This window comes from Nonomuraea sp. NPDC049158 (assembly GCF_040648335.1).
Lineage (GTDB): Bacteria > Actinomycetota > Actinomycetes > Streptosporangiales > Streptosporangiaceae > Nonomuraea.
In genome coordinates this window covers 60,824-80,582 of sequence record NZ_JBEZDM010000028.1, presented here as the reverse complement: position 1 = coordinate 80,582, position 19,759 = coordinate 60,824, and the positions used below count along the sequence as shown (strand labels likewise).

Annotated in this window: 14 protein-coding genes; 7 read left to right on the top strand and 7 right to left on the bottom strand. The window is 70.2% G+C overall.

What is annotated here, in order from left to right; genetic code table 11:
• Nucleotides 1–18: 18 nt before the first annotated feature.
• A complete protein-coding gene (locus tag AB0B61_RS41570) occupies nucleotides 19–3,381 on the bottom strand; it encodes a BTAD domain-containing putative transcriptional regulator (protein WP_358444470.1) in 3,363 nt (1,120 codons plus the stop codon).
• Between the two features lie 19 nt (nucleotides 3,382–3,400).
• Here AB0B61_RS41570 and AB0B61_RS41565 point away from each other — a divergent pair, with 19 nt between their 5' ends.
• Nucleotides 3,401–4,255 carry a TatD family hydrolase gene (locus tag AB0B61_RS41565; RefSeq protein WP_358444467.1) on the top strand — a complete coding sequence of 285 codons (855 nt, stop codon included), beginning with the start codon at nucleotides 3,401–3,403 and terminating at the stop codon, nucleotides 4,253–4,255.
• A gap of 142 nt (nucleotides 4,256–4,397) precedes the next feature.
• On the top strand, nucleotides 4,398–5,255 hold the full coding sequence (locus AB0B61_RS41560) for a ubiquitin-like domain-containing protein (protein WP_358444464.1): 858 nt from the start codon (nucleotides 4,398–4,400) through the stop codon (nucleotides 5,253–5,255).
• 19 nt (nucleotides 5,256–5,274) lie between these two features.
• Here the strand turns inward: AB0B61_RS41560 and AB0B61_RS41555 are convergent, their stop codons facing one another.
• Nucleotides 5,275–6,474: a hypothetical protein gene (locus AB0B61_RS41555; RefSeq protein WP_358444461.1), complete on the bottom strand. Its 1,200-nt coding sequence runs from the start codon at nucleotides 6,472–6,474 to the stop codon at nucleotides 5,275–5,277.
• Entirely contained in the window at nucleotides 6,471–8,516 is a 2,046-nt protein-coding gene (locus AB0B61_RS41550; protein WP_358444692.1) for a protein kinase, read from the bottom strand. Before AB0B61_RS41550 ends, AB0B61_RS41555 begins: the two co-directional genes overlap by 4 nt.
• Before the next feature lie 71 nt (nucleotides 8,517–8,587).
• On the opposite strand from AB0B61_RS41550, the gene rsmA reads away from it, so the two are divergent.
• A complete protein-coding gene (gene rsmA / locus AB0B61_RS41545) occupies nucleotides 8,588–9,451 on the top strand; it encodes a 16S rRNA (adenine(1518)-N(6)/adenine(1519)-N(6))-dimethyltransferase RsmA (protein WP_358444690.1) in 864 nt (287 codons plus the stop codon).
• 969 nt (nucleotides 9,452–10,420) lie between these two features.
• Complete coding sequence (locus tag AB0B61_RS41540) at nucleotides 10,421–11,047, top strand: NlpC/P60 family protein (RefSeq protein ID WP_358444459.1); 627 nt, start codon at nucleotides 10,421–10,423, stop codon at nucleotides 11,045–11,047.
• 230 nt (nucleotides 11,048–11,277) lie between these two features.
• Here the strand turns inward: AB0B61_RS41540 and AB0B61_RS41535 are convergent, their stop codons facing one another.
• Nucleotides 11,278–12,132, bottom strand: a complete 855-nt coding sequence (locus AB0B61_RS41535) for an arginase family protein (protein WP_358444688.1) — start codon at nucleotides 12,130–12,132, stop codon at nucleotides 11,278–11,280.
• 192 nt (nucleotides 12,133–12,324) lie between these two features.
• Between AB0B61_RS41535 and AB0B61_RS41530 the strand changes: the two genes are divergently transcribed.
• On the top strand, nucleotides 12,325–12,642 hold the full coding sequence (locus AB0B61_RS41530; protein WP_358444456.1) for a hypothetical protein: 318 nt from the start codon (nucleotides 12,325–12,327) through the stop codon (nucleotides 12,640–12,642).
• A 117-nt stretch (nucleotides 12,643–12,759) separates the two neighbouring features.
• Here the strand turns inward: AB0B61_RS41530 and AB0B61_RS41525 are convergent, their stop codons facing one another.
• Complete coding sequence (locus AB0B61_RS41525; RefSeq protein WP_358444453.1) at nucleotides 12,760–13,119, bottom strand: hypothetical protein; 360 nt, start codon at nucleotides 13,117–13,119, stop codon at nucleotides 12,760–12,762.
• A gap of 624 nt (nucleotides 13,120–13,743) precedes the next feature.
• Nucleotides 13,744–14,895: an NAD(P)/FAD-dependent oxidoreductase gene (locus tag AB0B61_RS41520; RefSeq protein WP_358444450.1), complete on the bottom strand. Its 1,152-nt coding sequence runs from the start codon at nucleotides 14,893–14,895 to the stop codon at nucleotides 13,744–13,746.
• 622 nt (nucleotides 14,896–15,517) lie between these two features.
• On the opposite strand from AB0B61_RS41520, the gene AB0B61_RS41515 reads away from it, so the two are divergent.
• Both AB0B61_RS41515 and AB0B61_RS41510 read left to right on the top strand, forming a co-directional pair.
• Complete coding sequence (locus AB0B61_RS41515) at nucleotides 15,518–16,420, top strand: 4-(cytidine 5'-diphospho)-2-C-methyl-D-erythritol kinase (protein WP_358444447.1); 903 nt, start codon at nucleotides 15,518–15,520, stop codon at nucleotides 16,418–16,420.
• Nucleotides 16,421–17,369: 949 nt separating this feature from the next.
• Nucleotides 17,370–19,169 (top strand): ABC-F family ATP-binding cassette domain-containing protein, encoded by a 1,800-nt coding sequence (locus AB0B61_RS41510; RefSeq protein ID WP_358444445.1) that lies wholly within the window; start codon nucleotides 17,370–17,372, stop codon nucleotides 19,167–19,169.
• A gap of 22 nt (nucleotides 19,170–19,191) precedes the next feature.
• Here AB0B61_RS41510 and AB0B61_RS41505 read toward each other — a convergent pair whose 3' ends face one another.
• A complete protein-coding gene (locus AB0B61_RS41505; protein ID WP_358444442.1) occupies nucleotides 19,192–19,692 on the bottom strand; it encodes a MarR family transcriptional regulator in 501 nt (166 codons plus the stop codon).
• Between the last annotated feature and the right edge of the window lie 67 nt (nucleotides 19,693–19,759).

Genomic DNA, 19,759 nt, shown 5'->3' with positions numbered 1-19,759 from the left:
GAGCTTCGCCGGGCGTGCTCACCGCGGGCTCACCCCGAGCTCACCGGGCAGGGTGGCGATCAGTCGCAACGGTGAGGCGGCGATCGCCGCCTCGGACACACCCGCCAGGAGGGCCGCTTGGGCGTGGGTGAGCGTCGCGCCCTCGGTCCAGGCCCGCTCGTACACCTCCTCGCCCAGGACGGCCCGCGCCCGGGCGGAGACGTCCGCGGCGGCGGGGGTCTCGGGATGGGTCCCGCCGAGCATCACGGTGGCGGCCCCCAGCAGCTTGGCGGCCCGCCACGCGCCGCCAGGCGCCGCTCGCGAGTCGCCAGGGCCGGGCCGCCCGTCGCCCGCGCTGAGGTCGGGTGGCCAGTCGCCCGCGCCAAGGTCGGGCCGCCTGTCGCCCGTGCCGAGGTCGGTGAGCGCGAGCCGGGCGAGCGACTCGAACGCGCCGACGCTCTCCGGCGCCGGGCCCGTCGCGACCGCGACCTCCACGGCCTGCCGGTATGAGTCCCTGGCCGCCTCGCGGTCGCCGTTGGCCTCCGCGAGGCGGCCCAGCCCGAGCAGGATCCGGACCCTGTTGCCGGTGCTCCTGAGCCACCCGGGATCCGAGCGCCGCAGCGCCCCCTCGTAGAGCTCCCGGGCCCTGACCAGGTCGCCCTCCTCCAGCGCCAGGTCGCCGAGCCCGCGCAGCGCGGACGCCACGTTCGTCGGCACGCCCACGCGCCGGGCCAGCTCGGCGGCCCGCTCGTAGTCGGCCCTGGCGGCGGCCGGACCGGCGCGCAGGTTGAGGTCTCCCCGGTTGCACAGCAGATCGGCCAGATCCTCGGTCGCGCCCAGCTCCTCGGCCAGCGCGATCGCCTCGTCGGTGTGGGCCAGCGCGACCTCCCGGCTGCCGTGCATGCCCGCCATCATGGCCAGCGCGTCGAGCGAGAGCATCGAGCCCCACCGGTCGCCGAGCGCGCGCAGGTCGTGGAGCGCCGAGACCAGGTCGGCCTGCGCCTGGGCGTGCTCGCCCCGGGCCATCAGCGAATAGGCCCACATGAACCGGGACATCGCGCGTTCCCACGGGTCGGGGCTGTGCGCGGCCCTGGAGATCACCGTGACCGTCGCCTCGGGCGCGTGCATGGCCGACGTGATCATCGGCCACAGGAACGTGAGAATGGGATACTCGCGTGCCCCCTCGCCCGTCGACACGATCGCGTCGGCCACGGCGGAGTGGCGGGTCCACAGCTCGCCGGCCGCCTCGTCGCCGGCCGTGGTCAGCAGGCAGAGCACGTACGCGTCGCCGAGGTCCGGATCCGGCTCCGCCTGGTTGAGCAATTCAATGGCCGGAGCCGTGGCCGTGCCGCGCATCCCACGCATCCACAGGTATGTGGACTGCGCGGCCAGCAGCCGCATGCCGAGCCGCACATCGCCCGCCTCGGCCGCCCAGCTCAGGGCCGTCCGGAGGTTGTCGTGCTCGGCGGACAGCGACTCCAGCCAGTCGAGCTGCTCGGCCGCGCGCAGGTGCGGGTCGGCCCGCTCGGCTAGGGCGAGGAAGTAGCTCGCGTGCGCACGCCGTACGGAAGGTTCACCGGTCAGTTCTTGCGCGCAGAAGGCGCGGATGGTCTCCAGCATGCCGTAGCGGCCGTCCGTGACGGTCACCAGTGACTTGTCGGCGAGCGAGTCGAGCAGGTCCTCGGCGTCGGGCAGGCCGCACACCTCGGCGGCGGCGCCGGCCGTCGCACCGCCCGCGAACACCGTGAGCCGCGCGGCCATCGCGCGTTCGCCCTCGGTGAGCAGTTCCCAGCTCCACGCCACGACCGCGCGCAGCGTCTGGTGCCGGGCGTCGGCGGTGCGGCTGCCGCGCGACAGCAGCTTGAAACGGTCGGTGCCGAGGCGTTGGGCCAGCTCGCGGGTCTCATGCGTGCGTACGCGGGCGGCGGCCAGCTCGATGGCCAGCGGCAGGCCGTCGACCGCCGCGCAGATCTCGCCGACCGCCTCGTCAGCCACGAAATCCGGTCGAACCGCCTTCGCCCGGTCGGTGAACAGCCGGACAGCGTCCGCCTCGGCCAGCGGGCGGATCGGCCAAAGGTGCTCGGCCGTGATGCCCAGCGGCTCGCGGCTGGTCGCCAGAACGCGCAGGTGGGGACAGGCTTCGAGCAGCCGTTCGGCCAGCGCGGCGGTGTCCGCGATCAGGTGCTCGCAGTTGTCCAGGACCAGCAGCAACGGCCGGTCGGCCAGCACGGTGACCAGCCGGGTGAAGAAGCTGTCGGAGGCGGTGGACCGGGGGCCGAGCAGCCCGCCTTCGCGGATGCCCAGCGCCGCGAGCAGCGCGTGCGGGAGGTCGGCGCCGTCGGTGAGGGCGGCCAGCTCGGCGAGGCAGGCGTCGGGGCGCTGCCCGGCGACCTCGACCGCCAGCCGCGTCTTGCCCGCGCCGCCCGGCCCCAGCAGCGTCACGAGGCGGGCCGAGTCGAGCAGCGCATCGACCGCGGCCAGGTCGTAGGCCCGGCCGACCAACGTGGTGAGCCGGGCCGGTATCCCCGACCTGCCGTTTTGTTCGGGCGACCCCTGTCCGGCTGACCCCTGTCCGGCCGGTCCCTGTTCGGTCAGCCGCTGTTCGGCTGGCCTCTGTACGGCCGGCCGCTGCTCGGTTGGCCGGGCGGTGGTCGGTGCGGGTGCGGTCTGCGCGCTGGGTGGGGCCAGGTGGGCGAGTTCGCCGCGTAGCAGGCGCTGGTGCAGGCCGGACAGCTCGGGCGAGGGGTCGGCGCCCAGCTCGTCGGCCAGCAGCCGCCTGGCCTGCTCGTAGGCGATCAATGCCTCGGCCGGGCGGCCGTCCGCGCTGAGCGCCCGCATGAGCTGGCCGCGTAGCCGCTCGCGCAGGGGGTGGCGTTCGATCAGCTCGCCGAGCTCCGGGATCGCCGCCCGCTGCGCGCCGCGCCGCAGGTCGGCCTCGATCCGGTCCTCCTGGGCGGCCAGGTGCCGCTCTTCGAGGGGTACGGCGTGCGTCGCGTCGAGGTCGGAGAGCGCGGGGCCGCGCCACAGGGACAGCGCCTCGCCCAGCAACGCGGCGGCCTGGCCGGGATCGGCGTCGAGCGCCTGCCGCCCCTCCTCGGCCAGCCGCAGGAACCGGTGCGCGTCGACGTCGCCGGGATCGACGGCCAGCCGGTAGCCCGTGGCCGCCCGCTCGACCATGATGCCGTCGCCGCGCAGCCTCGACACCTGGGAGTGCAGGGCGTGCTGGGCGTTCTTGGGCGGCTGCTCGCCGTACAGGACGTCGATGAGCCGGTCGTGGGGGACGACCTCGCCGGGCCGGATGAGCAGCAGGGCCAGCAGGGCCCGCCGGGACCGGCCGCCGAGTGGCACCTCGGCGCCGTCCGCGCGCCAGGCACGGGTGCTGCCGAGAATGCCGAAGCGCATGGACGTTACTTTAGAGGGCGTGAGCAAGATTCCCAGCCCGCCCGAGCCGCTGTCCGCACCGGTGTTCGACAGTCACTGCCACCTCGACATCATGGTCGGCAACCGGCAGGCGTCCTCGGGTGATCCCGTGGCGCAGGCGGCGCAGGCGGCTTCGGCGAGCGTATGGAGCATCCTCGACGACTCGCGGGCCGTCGGTGTGACCCGGCTCGTCACGATCGGCTACGATCTGCCGTCCTCCCGCTGGAACGCCGAGGCGGCGGCGGAGCACGAGGGGATCTACGCCGGCGTCGCCATCCACCCCAACGAGGCGCACGCGGCCACGCCCGAGACGCTGGCCGAGATCGAGGCGCTGGCCGGGCGCGACGAGGTGCGGGCGGTGGGGGAGACCGGGCTCGACTACTACCGCGACTGGGCGGCCAAAGAGGACCAGCACGCGAGCTTCCGGGCGCACATCGAGATCGCCAAGCGCACCGGCAAGGCGCTGGTCATCCACGACCGTGAGGCGCACGACGACGTGCTGAGGGTGCTGGCCGAGGTGGGCGCGCCGCCGGTGGTGGTGTTCCACAGCTTCTCGGGCGACCCCGAAATGGCGAAAAAGTGCGCCGAAGCCGGATATTTCATGTCTTTTTCGGGGCCGGTTACCTACAAGAACGCCTCCTACCTGCGCGAGGCGGCTCGGGTGGCGCCGACGGAGCTCATGCTGGTCGAGACCGACGCGCCCTACCTGCCGCCGGTGCCCTACCGGGGCAAGCCCAACGCGCCCTACCTCATCCCCCTCACTCTGCGCTGTCTCGCGGAGGTCAAGGGGGTCCATCCGGATGAGCTGTGCGAGGCCATCAGCGTCAATGGAGTCACGGTCTTCGGAGAGTGGTGACCATCTTTCCGTGAACCGGTAGAGGCGGCGGCGCGGGCGCCACTAACGTCGTGCCGCCCGAAGCCACTACCGGAGGTAGTCCGTGCGCGGAAAGAGGCGCGCCCCGCGCCCTCGTATTGCCTGGCGATCACCGTGGACACCGGTGGTCTGCCTGCTCGCGGTCGTGGCCGTGGGCGGCATCGGGACCGTCGCGACGCTGGTCAAGAGCGTGGTGCTGGTCGTCGACGGCAAGCCGATGGCGCTGCGCAGCTTCGCCGGCTCGGTGCGGGAGCTCCTCGGTGAGGCCGGGGTCTCTGTGGGATCCGGCGACTCCGTACGCCCGGCCGCGCAGGAGGAGATCGCCGACGGGACGCGGATCGTGGTACGCCACGCCCGCCCGATCACGCTGACCCTCGACGGGCGTACCACCCGCCGCCTGGTGACCGCCACGAACGTGGGCGACGCGCTGGCCGAGCTCGACATCAGCCCGGCGGCCGGCCGGCTGTCGGCCCCGCCGACCAAGCACGTGCCGCTGTCCGGGATGTCGCTCTCGGTGTACACGCGGCGTGAGGTGTACGTCGAGGCGGACGGCCTGCGGATGGCCACCACGACCACCGGCCGGACCGTCCGCGAGGTGCTCAGGCAACGCCGCATCCCGCTGCGACCCGGCTACCGGGTGCGACCGCCGCTCGACAGCTTCCCGGCGCAGGGGACCGTCATCAGGGTCAGCCCGCCCGCGCCGCCGCACACCGCGGTCGTGCCGGCGGCCGTGGCGGCGCTCGACTGGCCGGCGCTGGCCCAGTGCATGTCGAACGGCGATCCGCTGGCGATGAACCCCGCCGGGCCCTATTACGGGATGTACGGGTTCAGCCAGGCCATGTGGACGGCCGTCGGCGGCACCGGGCTACCGCACACCTGGCCGCCGGAGGAGCAGACCTATCGGGCCCAGCTGCTCTACCAGCTGGTCGGCGGGCGGTGGCAGGGGCAGTGGCGGGAGTGCGGGGCCCGGCTGTTCGGCTGACCGCTTCCCGCTGGGAGGGTCAACCGGCGATCGATGTGCCGAAGTCGGCCCCCTTGGGCGGTTGGAGCGGCCGCAGCTCATCGGAGTTGCGCGCCAGCACCAGGACCTTGCCGGCCGGGACGGCGTCGGGCTGGCCGATGTAGAGCTTGTTGCCGCTGTAGGCCAGCGACCAGCCGAACAGGCTGTCGGCCGTCGGAAGCCTCTTGTCCTCGGCCTCGTTCTTGAACGACAGCACCCGTACGGCTCCCTCATAGGGCGAGCCGACGGCCACCCGGCCCTCCGGCGAGGCGGCCAGCGAGAAGCCGAACCCGGCGCCCTGCCCCACCCGCCTCGTCGGCCGCATGGCCTGGTCGTAGAGCTGGACGTAGCCGTGGCCCGGCGCGGTCACTGCGAACCCGGCCCCCTCGGCGTACGCCACCGCGTAGCCGTACCTGTCTCCGGCCTCCTTGGTGGGCGAGTCGAGCTTGACCCCCGAGAGCCTCGGCGCCAGCGCGTTGTCGATGCGGACCGCGGCCCCCGAGTCGGACTTGCCCTGGTCGACCTGGCGGCCGGCGCCGTCGTCGTTCTCGTACGGGACGCCGACGAGCAGGCTGTTGCCCGGCCCGACCGCCACCGACCAGCCGAACTGGTCGCCCACCTCACCGTTGCCCGGCACCTCCACCGAGTCCTGATTTATCCGGATCAACCGCCCCAGACCCTGGCGTACGTAGACGGAGCCCGCGTCGGCGATCTGGGCCTGGTCCTCGTACGGCGCGCCGATCGCCACCAGGTCGCCCCGGGCGGCCAAGGACCAGCCGAAGTGGGCGTTGCGCTGCGGTTCGGAAGCCGTCAGGCGTTCCGGAGCCTTGCTGTTCCCGCCGTACACGACATAGACCGCACCCGCGTCCCTGACACCGTCCACATCGGCGTAGGGCGTGCCCACCACCAGGTCGGCGCAGGCGTTGCCGGGGTCGATCTTGGCCAGCGTCACCGACCAGCCGAGCGCGTCGCCCTCGACGGCGGGTACCGGCACGGGGATCACCTTGTCCCCGGAGAGGATGTACACCGCGCCCTTGCCGTCGTCGGCGAACGGATCGCCGACCGCCACGTCGTCCAGACCGTCGCCGTCGAAGTCGCTCGTACCCGAGCACGCGGCCTTCTTGGCAGCGGCCGTCGCCGCGGTGCTCATGCCGCCGATGAGAAGGGCCAGCGCCAGGAGCGCCGCACCGATCGTCTTCACAACCGGACCTCGATCTGGTTACCGTTTTTGAGCCTGGTCGCGGTGAGTTGTACCGGTTTGCGGTACAGCGGCAGGTCGAACACGAACGCGTTGTCGATGCGGTCACCCGCGGTGATCGCCGCCGGGAACGCGGCCTCCACCGGGTCGTGGCGCCCGCCCTTGTCGTCGAGCAGCGAGACGATCGGGTCGCCGATCTCCTGGCGCTCGCCTCCGGGGTTCAGCATCGTCCAGCGGACCACGCACAGCTGGCCCAGAGTCTGCGTCTTGCCCTCGTACTCCTTCAGGCCGCACTGCGGGGCCGCGGCGATGATGAGCTGCGGATCGTCGAAGGACTTGCCGAGGGCGAACCGGTGACCGAGGTCGTTGGGCCGCGCCGAGGCGGACGCCGCCTGGGTCGGCGACTGGGCGGGCGGCGTGCTGTTGCGGCTGGAGGTCACGATGAGGACGGCGAAGGTGACGGCGATGGCCGCCACGGCCGCGGCGGCCGCGATGAGCCAGCGGGTGCTCAGGGACCGCCCGGGGGCGGGGGCCTGGGTGTCGTCCGTGGACAGCACCTCTGCCTGGAGCCCCGGGTTCGTCTGGAGAGCCTGGATGTTCGGCTCGTCCTGACGGACCTGGACCTGGGCCACGGCCTGGGCCTGGGCCTGGTCCGGCTGGTCCGCTTGCTCGGCTAAGCGGGCTTGCTCCTTTTTGGCGCTCGGCTTCTTGAGCGTCGGCTTCTTGAGCGTGGCTTTCTTGGCGGTCGGCTGCTGAGGGGTGGGCACCTCCCAGCGCGCCAGCTCCTCGCGAGCCGCCTGCTCCTCTCGGCGAGCCAGCTCCTGCAGATCGGGCTGTACCTGACCTGGCGAGGACTGCTCCCGGAACGCCTGCTGCGGCTGAGGCGCCTGCTGCCTCTGTGACCCAGGCTGTGACCCAGGCTGCGACGCCGACTGTGATCCCGGCTGTGGCCCCGACTGGGACGCTGGCTGTGGCCCCGACTGGGACGCCGGTCGAGATCCCGGCTGGGACTCCGGCCGAGATTTCGCCCGGGACGGGTCGGTGGCCACGGCCGGTCCCTTGGCCGTCGCGTCGCTGGGCGGCGGCGTGGCGAACGTAGCGGTGATATCGGGCTCGTTCACCACATTCTGCGGCGGCTCCCAGTCATCGAGCAGCCCAGGAGCCACCAGGGTCGGCGGATCGACCGCCGCCGTCGCCGATGCCGCCGCCGCGGGTGCGGGCGCGGCGCCTCCGACCAGGGCGATCAGCAGGTCCTGGGCCGTGGGCCGCTGAGCCGGATCCATGTCGGTAGCCCGCCGGACCAGCTCATCGAGCGGCGCGGGCAGAGCGCCCAGGTCCGGCGGCGTGTTCAGTACGCGCGTCGCGAGCGTGATGGGGTCGCCGCGCCCGAACGGGTGGCGCCCATTACCGGCGTACGCGATCAGGCAGCCCCAGGCGAAGATGTCGACGGCGGGAGTGACCGCTTCCCCCCGCACCTGCTCGGGCGCCCACCAGCCCGGACTGCCCAGCAGCTCACCGGACATGGTGAACCCGGTCTCTCTGTCGAGCGCCCTGGCGATGCCGAAGTCGATCACTCGCGGCCCGGACAGCGACAAGATGACATTGGCCGGTTTGAGATCCCTGTGCACCAGCCCGGCGACGTGGATCGCCGCCAGCGCCGCCGCGACTCCCAGCGCGACGCCGTGCAGCGGCCCCGGGTCCAGCGCGCCGTACTTGGCGATCTGGTCCGACAACGGGGTGCCGCCGATGTACTCGGTCACCATGTACGGGCGGCTGTCACCGGTGTTGCCGTTGTCCAGCACCTGAGCCGTACAGAACGATGCCACCCGTCGCGCGTTCTCCACCTCGGCATGAAAGCGGTCCGCGAACCCTTGCTGGTTGGCGAACTCCGCCTTCACCACCTTGACCGCGACAAACCGCCCCGTCGGTGCCCTGGCCAGGAACACCGTACCCATGCCGCCCTCGCCGAGTCGGCCGAGCAGCCGGTACGGGCCGATTTCCCGCAGATCCGTCGGGCGGAGCGGCGCGGCGCCCGTTGGCTCCATCAAGGACGTCCCTTCTTGTTCCACGCCCATCCTCCCCTGTGGTGCCCCCATCCGCCATCGCAGGTTCTTCGATGCGGGAGACTGGTTGGATGATGAGCCTGTTGGGCCCTGCAGAAATACGTATTTTGGCGGATAAGCTAAATCTTCGTCCGACGAAAAAGCTAGGCCAAAACTTCGTGATCGACGCGGGAACCGTGCGGCGCATCGTCAGAGTGGCCTCACTGGCCCCAGATGACGTGGTCATAGAGGTGGGCCCCGGCCTCGGCTCACTCACTCTCGCGCTGCTCCCCGAGGCCCAGCACGTGGTGGCCGTCGAGATCGACCCCGTACTCGCGAGCCAGCTCCCGTTGACCGTCGCGGGCCGCGGCCTCAGCGACAAGCTCACGGTCGTGGAGGCCGACGCCATGCGCATCACCTCCACCGACCTGCTGGGCCACACGCCCACCGCCCTGGTCGCGAACCTCCCGTACAACGTCGCGGTGCCGGTCGTCCTGCACCTTCTGCAGGTGCTGCCGTCACTGCGCAAGGGCCTCGTGATGGTCCAATCGGAAGTGGCCGACCGCCTCGCGGCCGGCCCCGGCTCGAAGGTGTACGGAGTGCCGTCGGTGAAGGCCGCCTGGTACGCGGACGTACGGCGAGCAGGCCCGGTAGGGCGGACGGTGTTCTGGCCCGCGCCAAACGTTGATTCCGGCCTCGTCTCCATGGCCCGCCGAGACCCACCCGAGACCTCCGCCACGCGCGAGGAGGTGTTCGCGGTGATCGACGCCGCATTCGCACAGCGCCGCAAGACGTTGCGCGCCGCGCTGGCATCCTGGGCCGGCAGCCCCGCCCAGGCCGAAGCCGCCTTGCGGGCAGCCGGGGTGGATCCGTCGGCGCGAGGCGAGCAACTCGACGTGACAGCCTTCGCCCGAATCGCCGAGGCCAAGCCCTCGTAGACCGAGCGCGCATGGCCCGCAAGCCTCAGGCGATTGGCGGGCTTGAGGGGATCCGCGCTTGAGGGGGTCCGCGCTTGAGGGGGTCCGCGCCCGAGGGGACCCGGGCCCGAGGGGGTCCGCGCCCGAGGAGACCTGTGCCCGAGTGGATCCGCATGCTTAGGGGATCGGGCTTCGGGGCCTGGAAGCCACGAAAGCCATCCCCGGCAACCCCGGTTATCCACAGAGGGCCGCCTCCGCAACTCCGGATATCCACAGAACCCCGCTCGGCTCCCCGCCTCCCCGCCCGACCGCAAGATCCTGGGGCCTCCGTTCCGCACACCGCAGGAGGCCCACATGACCCCCCGTTCCGCCCCGACCCCCCGCTTCGGCCTGACCCCCCGCTTCGCCTTGTCTCCCCGCTCTGTCCTGTCTCCCCGCTCTGTCCTGTCTCCCCGCTCTGTCCTGTCTCCCCGCTCTGGCCTGGGCACTCGCTTCAGCCTGGCCACGCGCCCCGCTGTGAACCCTCGCCCCGCCCTGAGCTCTCGCCAGGGCCTGAACATCCGCTCCAGCCCGGCCACCCGTCCCGCCCTGAACCCTCGCCCCGCCCTTACCGTCCGCCCTGCTCTTACGGGGCTCGCGGTCGGAGGAGGCACCCTCGCAGCCCTCCTCGCATTCCCCAACACGGTTGCAGCCGCGAGCGCCAGCGCGACCTCACTCAAGCCACCGACCACCCAGTGCTTCCACCTGATCGCCCTACCCACCAAACCCGTGAGCGGCGTACGCGAGACGAGCTCCGTGAGCGATGGACGCGAGACAAGCCCCGTGAGCGATGGACGCGAGGCAAGTTCCGTGTTCGGGGGAAGCGAGACGAGCCCCGTGTATGGCGTACGCGAGACAAGCTCCATGAGCGACGGACACGAGACAAGCCCCGTGAGCGACGGACGCAAGACGAGGCTCCCCCAAGACATCCCGCCAGGAACGCTCTTGACCATGCCTCCTGATGGCGCGGCCCATTCCGGTGGCACGGACCAGCAGCCCATCTACGTCCTCATCCCCCTGCCCCCAGAAGCCTGCCCCGCCCCCAATCCCCCGACCAAGACCCCCCGAGACTCCCGAGACCCCGAAGAGCCCGGAGACCCTGGAGACTCCCACGACCCTGGAGACTCCCGAGACACTCCGCCCAAGCCAAGACCCACCAACCCCCGGACCAAGGGCGACATCGCGGCGGAAGCGGCGATCGACCAGTTGGGCACCCGGTTCTCGTGGGGCGGCGGTACGCCGTCAGGCCCCACCACAGGCGTAGGCAGGGGAGCCCACACCAAGGGCTTCGACTGCAGCGGCCTGACCCTCTACGCCTGGTCCAAAGCTGGCATAAGGCTCGGCCACTACACAGGCACCCAGTTCCGCCAGGGCCGCAGAGTCACAATCGGCGAGCTGCGCAAGGGCGACCTGGTCTTCTTCGGCGGCGGCACCGGCGACCCCACCCACGTCGGCCTCAACCTCGGCGGCGGCGTAATGATCCACGCCCCCAAAACCGGCGACGTGGTCAGAAGAACCCCGTTCCTAACCTCCACCTACTATCGCCCCCTCTACCGAGGCGCCGTACGCCCAGGCTGACCCCGCCAGCCGCCAGCCGCCAGCCGCCAGCCGCCAGCCGAGCGCCAAGGGCTGAGAGCTGAGAGCTGAGAGCCGACAGCACCCCAAGCCACCCAGGCTCTCACCACCTCACGAGGGCCCTCACATCACGAGGCTCACCACCTCACGGGGGCCCTCACCACCTCACAAGGACCAGCCCTCATTCCCGGGCCGTATCCCATCCCCCCATTCACCGGGTGCGGCCCGGCTCCTCAAGCGCGAGCGCAGACTTTGACCAACCTCTCGACCAGAGGCGCGAGCAACTCTTGATCCTCCGGCCTGCCCGGCTCATACTCCACGATCCCCAGCCCCACTACGTCGAACCGCTCCGCCACCGCGCTGACCAGTCCAAGCAACCCATCAGGTCGCATCCCACCCGGGGCCGGCGTCCCCACGCTCGCGAACACCTCCGGATCCAGCACATCAAGATCGATATGTAGGTAGACGACCTTCTCCTCGAGTCCGCGCTCCTTCGGAAAACCACCCAACCCCCGATCGAAACCACTCGGAAAGCCGCCCCGCCCTCGATCGAAACCAGCTGAAGCGATCGCATCGACCAGCGTCGCGGAGTTAGGCATGCCCAGGTGACACACCCCGCTCGCCTCAACGAACGCACCCTCGGCCGGATCGAGATCCCGCACTCCGGCGAGCACGATCTGCCATGGGCGGACCAGTTCCTCGGGCACCAGCCCCGCCGGCCCTTCACCGGTGAGGGCCCGCAGCACCATCCCGTGAAACGCTCCAGACGGTGAGTCAGCCGGCGTATTGAGATCCCCGTGAGCATCGAACCAGACGACCACCAGCCGATCCCCGTACTTCCGCCGAGCCGCCGCCACCGGCTCCAACTCGACCCCGCAATCACCTCCAGCGGTGACCATGAGCCCCTCGCCCACCTGCGACATCACCGCCCGCACCCGAGAAGCCGTGATAACCAGATCATCATCGACTTGAACACGCAGCCGCCGTCTCGCAGGCACCATCCCGGCCACCAACCGGGCCCCCTCCCGAAGCCGCTCGGCCGTAGCAGACCCCGACCCCCGCCACTGCGGCACCTCAACAACCGTCACTTCCGACAAAACGCCCTCTTTCTCTCAAAGAGCTGTATTTTCCCCTGATGCAGCGCATCGTCCAAGTCGAGCCACTAGCCTGATCGCCGTGCTGTCGGTAGGTGGGGCCGAGGCGATCGCGTCACGCGGGAAGGGCCCCGACCACGACGAGCTGCTCGACCACGCCGACATGGAGTTTGGGACCGACTGACGATGAGCGCCGAAGAGGATTTCAAGCAGGTCGGCGCCGAACTGGCCGACCTGGGTGTGCAGATCTCCAGGATGATGGGGAGTCCCGCGCTCAAAGATCAGGCGGGGAAGGTGTTCGCGAGCCTGCAGCGCGACGGCGCGATGGTGTTCCGGCTGGTCAGGGACACCCCCGAACACGCAGCCGCGCTCCAGCTGGCCGGGGCGTCCCTGTTCGACCCCTCGGGGCAGGGCAGGGCGATGAAGGACTGGGTGGTCGTGCCCCACTCCTCGGCCGAGAAATGGACGGATCTGGCCGAGGCCGCCCTCAGCCGCCCGCGCTGATCAGTAGGCCACGTCGACGGTGCGGCGGTGGGTGCCTGAGTCGGGCAGGACGCGGAGCACGGCGTCGGCGAGGTTGGCTTGCCTCCAGACCGCTGACTTTTCGCACGCCCTGCTCGGCTAGCGCAGCCACCGCAGAGCTGCGTCGGCGCAGTCCTCGGGGCTGCTGTTGAAGGCGATGGCTGCGTCGGGCGCGTGCTGCCGGACCAGGTTGATCGCCTTCTCGAAGAATTCGAGCAACGGCTCGTGCTTGCGGATGCCGCCTCCGATCACCACGCAGACGTAGTCTTTGCGGGTCAGCGCCTCCACGATCGCTCCTTCGGGGTTGTCGTCAAGTGCCAACAGGCACCAGTCGGCCTCGATATCGAGCTCGTCGAAACGGGCCTGACCGCGCGCCAACGCGGCCTGGACCGGCTCCGGGTCCCAGCCCTGGATCTTGGCGGGATCGAGACCGACCACCAGAACTCGTGCCACTGCCACGCGTCCTCCTTCTCAAAGAACGTTTCCGCCAGCGCCATGATTGAAGGTGGTGTCTGGGCGCACCGACAATGTCGATCTCCTCCAGAGGGCGCCACGTTAACCCGATCTTGCCACGCGCGCTTCGCGACGTGCTCTCGTCACAGACGTGCTCCCGTCAGAGACGTGCTCTCGCCAGAGTGGCAGGACGTCGCCGCGCCAGTGCGGGGTCCACGAACGTTCGCCGAGTATCTGTTCTTCCTCTCCCCCATAGGGGGGTGTCCCTCCACAGAAACTCCTGCTACGGCGGATGGTGTCTTCTGTCTTGCCCGTTGGGCGGGTCTCTTTGAGATGGCCTCTGCTACGGCGGATGGTGTCCTCCCCGTCGCCCATTGGGCGGGTCTCTTCGAGAGGGCCTCTGCCAGGACGGATCGTGTCTTCTCTCTTGCCCGATGGGCGGATCTCTCCGATTGGTCCCCTGCCACGATGGGCCGTTTTCTTCCTCTCCCGAAGAAGGCATGCCTCCGAAAGGACCCCAGCCACCACGGACCGTTACAAAGATCGAGACGGTCGTGTGACGAAACACTCGGCGGACCCTCGTGATCACCGCACTAGTCGAGGCCGAGAACCGGGCGATCGCGGCGTCTCTCAGGCCGTCGTCAGGCCGGCTTGCTTGGCGGCGGCGGCCACGGCCTCAAAGCCGTACTGGAGCATCTCCGCCTCGTAGGCGTGTACGGCCTCCACGAGCGGCAGCCCGCGGTCGCGGGCATCGGTGAGTCGGCGGGTGAGCAGGGCGGCGTCGCGCAGGGCCACCGCAGCGCCGATCCCGGCCGGCACCATGCAGTGGATGGCGTCCCCGACCAGCGTCACCGGGCCGCTCGGCCACGGCTTCACCGGCTCCGACGTCCGCATGGACGCGGTGCGGACCGTGGCTGGGTCCGCACGCCGGATGATTTCCCCGAGGTGGGGGTGCCAGTCGGCGACGCGTTCGCGGGCGGCGTCACGCAAGCCGGCGCCGTCCAGCGCCGACACGTCGTCGGGTGTGCCGAGCACCCACATCACGTAGTCGCGGGTGTCGGTGAACTCCAGGCCGGACCGGACTTCAGCGGCGGCCTCGCGTGGGTCGCGCCGAAACTGGTGCCCGGCCAGGGGCATGAACCGGCCGCCGGAGCCGACGACGGTGGAAAACCCGTCCAGGGACTCGGCAGGGGTGATCGCCGCCACCTCGCCGGTCAGCGGGGTCTTGCCGAAGATCAGCCGCATGCCGAGGTCCACGACCCGGGCGTGCGGGAGCAGCTGGCGCCGGACCCGCGACATGGACCCGTCGGCGGCGACCAGCAGGTCAGCCTCCTGTACGGCGCCGTCTGCGAAGCGCGCCCTGACCCGGTCGCCGGGAAGCACCTCAAACCCGGTGAACTCGCTCCCGAACCGGGTCACCTTCTCCAGCTCGGCTAACAGGATCGTGCGCAAGGTGAGCCGGTCGACGCTGATGCCGCTGTCCGGAGTGAGCTCGGCCGCCGGGTCGTTGACCACGAACCTGTTGATGACAGTGAGATCGCCGGCGAAGATCGTCACGCCCGACCCGGGTGTTCCCGCCGTGGCCAGCACCAGGCGGTGAAGGTGCTCAGGCAGGCAGTCGTGGAGGGCGCGGTTGCCCTCCGATGCGATGTGGATGCGATAGCCCTGCCCTCTGGCCGGCTCCGGGTCGCGCTCATGCAAGGTCACCTGGAATCCGGCCCGTTGCAACCCGTGGGCCAGGCATGGCCCCGCGAGACCGCCTCCAATGATCGCGACATGCATTGACGCCTCCTAAGAACTCGTCGACCTAGTCGAGATATTACTTGTCTTCACGATCGCGTCAAGATATATCGCGTAATCCGACGTCCATGCCGATTGCTCTTGATCACATGCTTCGAAGATGAAAAGTCCGCATTGGGTAGGGGCTGGCGTCCACTGATCTACTCGAACGCCATCGCGTATTCCTGGCGATAGCCTCCTGCCGGCGCCCTCGAATCATCGCCGGCGCCTGCACTGCCCTATGCGATCGATGCCTGCACCGCCCTATGCGATCGATGGCCGCAGCAAGATCAGACGGCACGCGGATGTCTCAGATGGGCGAGCCTGCTGCCTCAACCGCGACGAGACGGGGCAGGGCGGGGTAGGGGCGGCCTGCGGGGCAGAGCGGGGCAGGGCGGGGGAGGGCGGGGCAAGTAAATGACACCCGAGCGCCCAACCAGTAAAAGTGCAGATAGGCATGCGTCACCGCCCCTCGGGTACGCGTGTTGGATCGGTCCCGTACAGGCGCCACCACTTCTGCGGAGAATCACGTGACCTGGAAGCGAGCCACTATAGGCTCGAGAGTCCTCAACAAGCTCGAGAACAGTCCGCAACCCCGCCAACCGACGAAAGTGACAGAAGATCGATGAGTTCGGTTACCGTACGGGTGCCCGCGAAGGTCAACGTGCAGCTATCCGTCGGACCGCTTCGGGAAGACGGCTATCACGACCTGGTCAACGTCTTCCACGCCGTATCGATCTTCGACGAAGTGGTCGCCAACGAGTCCGAGTCGATCACCGTCACGGTGGGGGGCACCTGGGCGGACCGGGTCCCGATCGATAACGAGAACCTGGCGATCCAGGCCGCGAGAGCCCTGGCCAAGCACGCGGGCCGCACCTATGGCGCGGCGCTGGTGATCCACAAGGCCATTCCCGTGGCCGGTGGCATGGCCGGGGGGAGTGCGGACGCGGCGGGAGCTCTGGTGGCGTGCAACGAGTTGTGGGGGCTTGGCCTGCCGTTCGACGACCTCATGGAGATCGCCGGCGACCTGGGTAGTGACGTGCCCTTCTCCCTGCTCGGGGGTACGGCGGTGGGGATCGGGCGGGGTGAGCAGCTCAGCGAGCTGCCGACCGGCGGCCGGTTTCACTGGGTGTTCGCGGTGGCGGAGGGTGGGCTGTCGACGGCCGCCGTCTACGCCGAGTGCGACCGGCTCCGTGCCGCGACCGGTGCGGAGATCCCCTGGCCGCAGCTGAGCGACCCGCTGCTGGAGGCACTCCGCGCCGGGGACGCCCGCAAGCTGGGCGCGTACCTCACCAACGACCTCCAGCCCGCCGCCCTGACACTCCGCCCTCAGCTGGCCGGCACCCTCGAAGCCGGTCGCCAGCACGGCGCGCTCGGCGCGATCGTCTCCGGCTCCGGTCCGACCTGCGCCTTCCTCGCGACCGACGCCGCCCACGCCGACCGCATGGCCGCCGCCCTCACCACGTCCGGCATCACCCGCACCGCCATCCCCGCTCACGGCTCAGTCCCAGGCGCCGTGGTGGTCTGACGCCATCCCCGCGTGCGCGGGGAGCACAGGCGGTGAGTGGCCACGGCGACGGGCCATCGTTGGGCCGGGCGGTTCGTTGATCAGCTCGATCTCGATGGCCAGGACGCTCAGAGCTTCCTCCTCCAGCCCCTAGGTGCGGCGGGTGTAGGTCCGCTGCTGGTCACGGGGCTGGTCACGGGCTGGTGGGATTGACCTTCTGAGGTCGGGAGCCAAAGGCGAGAGTGGCTGCCTGCGCCGCGCGGCGCCAGATGGCGTCTCGCAGAACGGTGTAGTTTCTCTGCCGCTCGGCCCTGGCCATCCCTCGTAGCGGCCATTGATGCCTCCTGACAGCCTGCTCGGCCCAAGTGCGCCGGGCCGAACGCGCCAGCGGTACGAAGACGCGCTCGCCGACGACCAGCAGGTCGTTGGCGAGCAGGGTGTAGCGCTCGAATATCCGGATCCCCGGACCCCGCTATCGGGATCCCCGGACCCCGCGTCCTGCGCGGGCGCGGCGACGACTTGATGTGGGGGCGCGTTGAGGGGCTTTGTGGCCGGTTGCGGTTTTCGGCAGCCAACGCGATGAGCGCTCCTGGCGACGTTCGGTCAGCCGACCAAGAAAGTCAGCTGATCAGGAGAGTCGACCGATCAGGAGAGTCAGCTGATCAGGAGAGCCGATCGATCAGCGGCACTGTTGTGTTCAAGGGTGTGCCGAACCAGCCGGAGAGCGCCTCTCGCAGCCCGAGCACGGCGGTGCCGGTGGGTACGGGCCTCTGCGACAGCGCAACCGCGATCTGAGACGGCATCTCGGCTGTTGACCTGAGCGCCGCGTTATCGGTGCGTGCGTCGGGCCGGTCTCGGGCGGGCACGGCGAAATCAGCGCGATAGGGATGGTTTCGGGTGCTGCGCCGGACTGGCGGTGGGCCTGGTGTCGTCACCACAGCGCCTTTGAGGCCGATACCCTGGTAGGGCCATGAATCTGGTAAATCTCGAGTCTGTTTCCCATGCCTACGGGCCCAAACCGCTGCTCAACGACGTCTCCCTCGGGGTCGAGGTCGGCGAGCGCATAGGTGTCGTCGGACGTAACGGCGGCGGCAAGACCACACTGCTGTCGGTGATCGCGGCAGAGGTACGCCCGGACAGCGGCCGGGTCACCCATACCCGGGGGCTGCGGGTGGGCGTGCTGTCGCAGCATGACGCGCTCGACCCGGCGATGCCCATCCGGGAGATCGTGCTGGGTGAGAAGGCTGAGCACGAGTGGGCGGGGGATCAGGGCGTCCGCGAGATTCTCGGCAATCTCATCGGCGATCTCGATCTCGACGCCAAGGCGGGGGATCTGTCCGGTGGCGAGCGGCGGCGCACCGCGCTGGCCCAGTTGCTCATCGACGAGCACGATCTGATCATGCTCGACGAGCCGACGAACCATCTCGACATCGAGGCCATCGCCTGGCTGGCCGGGCATCTGGCCGGACGCAAGAGCGCGCTGGTGGTCGTGACGCACGACCGGTGGTTCCTCGACGCGGTCTCCACCAGGACCTGGGAGGTCGTGGACGGGCGGGTCGAGCGGTATGAGGGCGGTTACGCCGCGTACGTGCTCGCGAAGGCGGAGCGGGCGCGCATCGCCCAGGCCGCCGAGGAACGCCGCCAGAACCTGATGCGCAAGGAGATCGCCTGGCTGCGGCGCGGCCCACCCGCCCGCACATCGAAGCCGAAGTTCCGGATCGAGGCCGCGCAGGCGCTGATCGCCGACGAGCCGCCGGCGCGGGAGAGCGTGGAGCTGCTGAGGTTCGCGGCGGTCCGGCTCGGTAAGACCGTCTACGACCTCGAAGACGTCACCCTGCACGCCGGTGGCCCCGGTAGCGGGCCGCTGGTGCTCGACGACTGCACCTGGCAGTTCGGGCCGGGCGACCGGGTCGGGCTGATCGGCGTCAACGGCTCGGGCAAGTCGTCCGTGCTCCGGCTGCTCGCCGACACGGTCCAGCAGGACTCGGGCCGGATGATCAGGGGCAAGACGGTCCGCCTGGCGCACCTGTCGCAGGAGCTGGCCGAGCTCGACCCCACCCGCCGGGTGCTGGAGACGGTCGAGGAGATCCGCAAGTACATCCAGGTCGGCAAGAAGGAGTGGTCCGCCTCCCAGCTGCTCGAACGGCTGGGCTTCAAGGGCGAGGCGCAGTGGAAGGTCGTCGGCGACCTGTCGGGTGGCGAGCGGCGGCGGCTGCAACTGCTCAGGCTCCTCATGGACGACCCCAACGTGCTGCTGCTCGACGAGCCGACCAACGATCTCGACATCGAGACGCTGAACGAGCTCGAAGACCTTCTCGACGGCTGGCCCGGCACCCTCATCCTGGTGAGCCACGACCGCTACTTCCTCGAACGCGTCACGGACAAGTGTGTGGCGCTCTTGGGCAACGGCAAGTTCTCCTTCCTTCCGGGAGGGGTGGACGAATACCTGGCCCGCCGGGCTCAAGGCACCGCCCTGACCGCCCGAACGACCTCACCCCAGTCGTCGGCTCCCGCGCCGGTCCAGCCCGCAGCCCCTCAGGAGGGCATGTCGGCCAAGGAAGAACGCGAGCTGCGCAAGGAGCTCAATCGCCTCGAACGCCAGCTCGACCGGCTGGGCGACCAGGAGGCCAAGCTCCACGCCGCGATGGCGGACGCGGCCAGCGACTACGCCAAACTGGGCTCCCTGGACACCCAGCTCAGGGACATCCTCGACCAGAAGGACACAGTCGAGGCCGAATGGCTCGAACTCGCCGACCGCCTGAGCGACTGACCGCCTGACTCAGAAGCCGGGGTCAGGAGTCGAACGGGGCGAGGAGGGTGCGGAGCAGGGCGGAGAGGGTGCGTTGGTTGGTCAGGGGCAGGCCGGCGAGGAGGTCGTGCTCGCGCCGCAGCAGCCCGGCGAACGCCGCGTCCACCCGCGCCAGCCCGCTCTCCGTCAGCGACACCAGCACCCCGCGCCGATCCTCCGGATCCGGCCGGCGTCGCACCAGGCCCGCCTGGGCGAGCCGGTCGATGCGGTTCGTCATCGTGCCCGACGTGACCAGGGTGGCCCGGATCAGGGCTCCCGGACTCAGCTCGTACGGCTTGCCCGCGCGCCGCAGCGCCGTCAGCACGTCGAACTCCCAGGGCTCGAGAGCGTGCTCGGCGAACGCCGCCCGCCTGGCCCGGTCGAGATGCTTGGCCAGCCGCGACACCCGCGACAGCACCTGAAGGGGCTCGACGTCGAGGTCCGGACGCTCTGACCGCCAGGCCGCCACCAGCCGGTCGACCTCGTCCTGCGGCTCCTCGTTCATGCCACCGCCTTGCCACGAGATCGCCAGGTCGGGGGGAGCGCATCCTGCGTCATGGTCAGATTGTACT